Source organism: Fulvivirga kasyanovii (assembly GCF_009711405.1).
Taxonomy (GTDB): Bacteria; Bacteroidota; Bacteroidia; order Cytophagales; family Cyclobacteriaceae; genus Fulvivirga; species Fulvivirga kasyanovii.
In genome coordinates this window covers 1-4,448 of record NZ_SMLW01000415.1, presented here as the reverse complement: position 1 = coordinate 4,448, position 4,448 = coordinate 1, and the positions used below count along the sequence as shown (strand labels likewise).

The following is a 4,448-nucleotide window of genomic DNA, read 5'->3' as shown; positions in this document are numbered from 1 at the left end:
CCTTTCTGCTGGTTTTCTACGCAGGTTTTGCAATAGCCCAAACGGAACTATGTAACAATGGAGTGGATGATGATGGTGATAACCTGATAGACTGCAGTGACTCCAATTGTCAATACGCCGCCAATATCGAAAAAGGATGTAACTGTGCGGATGGTATTGATAATGATGGTGATGGCGGAGCGGATGTTTCAGATTCCGATTGTGCCGGATTCTATGGACTTACCTTTGTGGGAGAAGGAGACAGTGACTGCTCAATTACACCCGAGGGAACAGGTACTTTTGATTTTGTAAACCCTTCCAATTCCGGACAAAATACTGTTGATACGCAATCAAAAATTGCTGTTGGAGATGTGAACTGCGACGGTATACCTGATGTAGTTACTACCTCCAAGTGGAACCAGACTATCCGGGTAGTTGCTACCTCTGACAATCAGGCCGATGGTTCTGATAAAGGCGATATTATCCAGGACTTCAAAACACCGGGAAGCAAGATATTCCCCAGTGGTAACTTCTTCTTTGAACTGGAAGTACTTATAGCCGATATAGATGGTAGTTGCCCCGCTGAGATATTCTCCATTGTAAGTAAAAGAAAGAATGCGAATTCTGAGCCGGAAGGCTATTATCTGGTAGGGTTCAGGGCCAATGCCAGTCCTTCGACTTCTGATCTTGTACCTCTTTTTGATGCTATTCCTTTAGGTCCGGACAGGCCAGGGCAAATTACTATTGCGGATATGGATTGCGATGGCGGTGCAGAAATCGTGCTTAAAGATCAGGTTTACGATGCGGCAACAGGGGCACTTTTGGCCGATGGAAATGTTGGTAACTGGAATACTGAAGTAGTATCGGCGCCAGTGGCTGTCGATATGATAGAGGGTGGTAACCTGGAAATCGTTGTAGGTAACCTTATCCTTTCCTACCCAGATATGACAGTGGTTGCCGATATGAACGCCCTGGGAGGTGATCAATGGTTTCCTAAGGAGCTGTTTGATGCCAATGAATACGGGTTTGATAATTTCAGTTCTACCAGTGTAGCCGATATGAATGGGGACGGTAACCTTGATGTGGTACTTTCAGGTGCCCTTGACAGTAAAAACGGAGAGACCGCCATATTCTTTTGGGATGTCGCCAATGGTACGGTAAGTTCATTTACTCCGCCAGACCCCAATTATGCGGATGGATGGATTTGGGGTACCAGCCGACCGAACCTTGGAGATATAGATGGTGACGGAAGTCTTGAGATAACCTTTGTTGCCGGTAATCAGCTTTTTGCACTTGAAGTTGACCCGAACACCGGTGCACTTTCTCAAAAATGGGTTAGAACGATTAATGACTCCCGTTCAGGTATAGTGGCCACCACGGTTTTTGACTTTGACAATGATGGCAGCCCGGAAATCGTATATCGAGACTCGCAGCAATTGGTGGTGATAGACGGGGAAACAGGACAAAATGTACTTTGGAGTACCGCATGTCAGTCTCATACCATGACAGAAGGCCCTATAATTGCCGATGTTGACGGAGATGGAGCTACTGACCTTTGTACAACCTGTAATACAAATACGTCCTTTGATATAGAGGATCCTATTCAGCAGCAGGCACTGGGAGAATTAAGATGCTTCTACTCGCAAAACAGTAGCTGGTTGCCGACAAGAGGTGTATGGAACCAGTCAGGGTATTTTGTGACCAATATTGCTGATGATCTGAGTGTACCATGTCCCAGGTTTGATATGGGTACCGTATTTTCCGATGGCCCTTGCGACAATGGTTTGCCTGGTCCTCAAAGACCTTTTAACACTTTCCTTAACCAGGTACCATCCATTGGTCCTGATGGTTGTCCTTTTTACCCATCACCTGATATTTCGTTTGTGGGCGATGATCCGGGTGATCCGAATGTGGATCCTAACGACCCTGATTACTTTCCTGCAGTGGTGGTGATTCCTCCTAAATGTGGAGATCTGGGTGTAGAAGTGCTCTTCAATATCATCAACAGCGGTTCTCTGGTAATCTCGGATAATGTGGATGTAAGCTTTTGGGAAGGTAATCCGACAGTGGCGGTTGACCCGGTAACCGGAGAACCTGCAACTTTCCTGCACGCTGATGTACTGACACTAACAAATCTCCAGGTGGGTGATACTGTGACAACAGCCGGGGTTACTTTTGATTATAGTGGAAAGCCCACTACGCTTTACATCATACTTAATGATGACGGAACGCAATTTCCTGTCGATACCACCAGTGGAAGTGGCTTACAGGAGTGTAAACTTGATAATAACGTATTTGCAATTGACATTATACCAGAGCCATTTACTGTTGAAATTGAGAATATTGCCGATAATTTCAAGTGTGACGACACTGCACCGGATACCGGAGAGATAAGAGCAGTGGTGAAACGAAATGGTGTTGAAGTGTCAGACTATAGCCTCTACGGTTTTCAATGGTATATTGGCTCAGACACCACCAATGCTATGCCTGACCCTGAAGGTAGCTCGGATTGGCTGACAGACCTTGCCGATGGTACCTATACCGTGGTAGTTACCAATTTGGAGAAGGGATGTTCCAGCTTGCCGGTAACTGATACAGTGTTACGGCAAGGGGTTGACCCTGTTGTCAATATCCTTATTAATTCGCATCAGACACATTGCTACCCCCCTAATGGAGAACTGGAGGTTACTATAGAAGGCGGTCTGGCCGGATATTCTTTTATCTGGTATGATAATAACCTTAGCCCTATAGGAGTAACCGGCCCTGTTGCCAGCGACCTTACCGAGGGAGAGTGGATTGTGGATGTTATAAAAAGTGGTTGTACCGAGCGTGTATCAACAACCATAGGTGGACCAACAGAACCTGACGTGGTAGCATCAGTGGTGCAAAATGTAAATAATTGTGCCAACCCGGGAAGTGGTATTGTAACCGCTCAGGCCTTTATCAATACAGTGTTGCAGGATAGTGCCAACTACGTTTTTGACTGGTATTTCTATAACAATGCCACCAGCACCTTGGGAAGTGTCCTGCCGCCATCTACTGGTTCAGGGCCTACCAGATCAGGTTTGGATATTGGCTATTATGCGGTTGTTGCTTCCGAAATTGTTTCAGGATGCGAGTCTTCTCCGCTGCAAATTGTTCAGGTTACCGATAATCGTACCTATCCTGAACTGGTAATTAACGAAATAGCTCCGCAAACATCCTGCGATCCTAATAACCCGAACGGTATTCTGGAAGTAGTGATTTCCAATGGTGGGGTAATTGATGACCCGTTGAATTATACCATTGAGTGGTTTAGAGGGCAGAACACATTACCGGCCAACCTGCATACCAATACTTCAGGAACAAATGGAGAGGTTGCCGAAGGTATTGAAGGAGGAGGTATTCCTTATACTGTTAAGGTTACCAATGCTAATAACTGTTTCAGCACTACCGATACTATTGTTACCCAGGATGTTAATGTGCCCGTTCTGACGTTAACTAAGCAGGACAACACTACCTGCGATCCAAGCCTGGCCTCAGCGGCATACAACGGGCAGATCACGGCATCAGTTACTTTTAAAGGTACGCCTGTTACTTTGCCCGACCCACAATATGAATTTACCTGGTATAACGGGACTACCACCAGTGACCCTGTAATAGCTACGACCGATGCCACTGCTCCTGTACTGAGCGAACTGCCGGGAGGCTATTATACCGTAGAAGTTACCCGGACAGACCTGTTCTGTACTTCAGTGCCGGTTACTATAGAAATTCTTGATGTCGAAGCACTACCGGTAATAGGAGAGGTGCTTACACCCAGCACCAATTGTCCCGGAGGAGCCGATAATGGTGCAATTGAAATTACGACTATCGATGGCGTAGCGCCGGGGGATTATACCATTAACTGGTACGATGGCAATGCCGTTAAATTTGACGGAGGAGGCGCAAGGACCCCAGACGCCACAGGTGTATTGTATAGTGAAATACCAGGAGCAACCACTTATACCGTTGAAGTAATCAATAACGTGACGGGCTGTATTAATACAGAAACATACAATCTGCCTGATAATAGCGTATTGCCGACGTTCAGTCTGGAATCAGATCCTAATTCGGTGTGTGATGCCTCCCTGGCCAGCAGTGCCTTTACAGGTGAAATAAGAGTGGTTTCTTTGACAGACCCTAATTTTGAAACAGGGCAAACCTATACTTACACCTTTACCAATACCGGTACAGGTGCAGTTAACAGTCAGGCTACCGCCACACTGAGTAATCTGGAGGACGGTACCTACGAAGTTACCGTTGCAAATGACCAATTGGGTTGTATCTCCGATCCGGTACAGGTAGTGGTAGATTTTACGCCTGTTCTGCCTAACATTGTCGAAGCCTTTACGCCAAGTACTAACTGCGCTGCTGCCGATAACGGTGCCATTGAAATTACCACCATAGACGGTGTAGTGCCCAATGCCGATTATACCATCAACTGGTAT

General features: G+C 46.2%; 1 protein-coding gene. It reads left to right on the top strand.

Features of this window, described 5'->3' with window-relative positions:
• Window positions 1-4,448: FG-GAP repeat domain-containing protein (locus tag E1163_RS05790; protein ID WP_185155979.1), on the top strand; the 4,448-nt coding region annotated here is incomplete at both ends.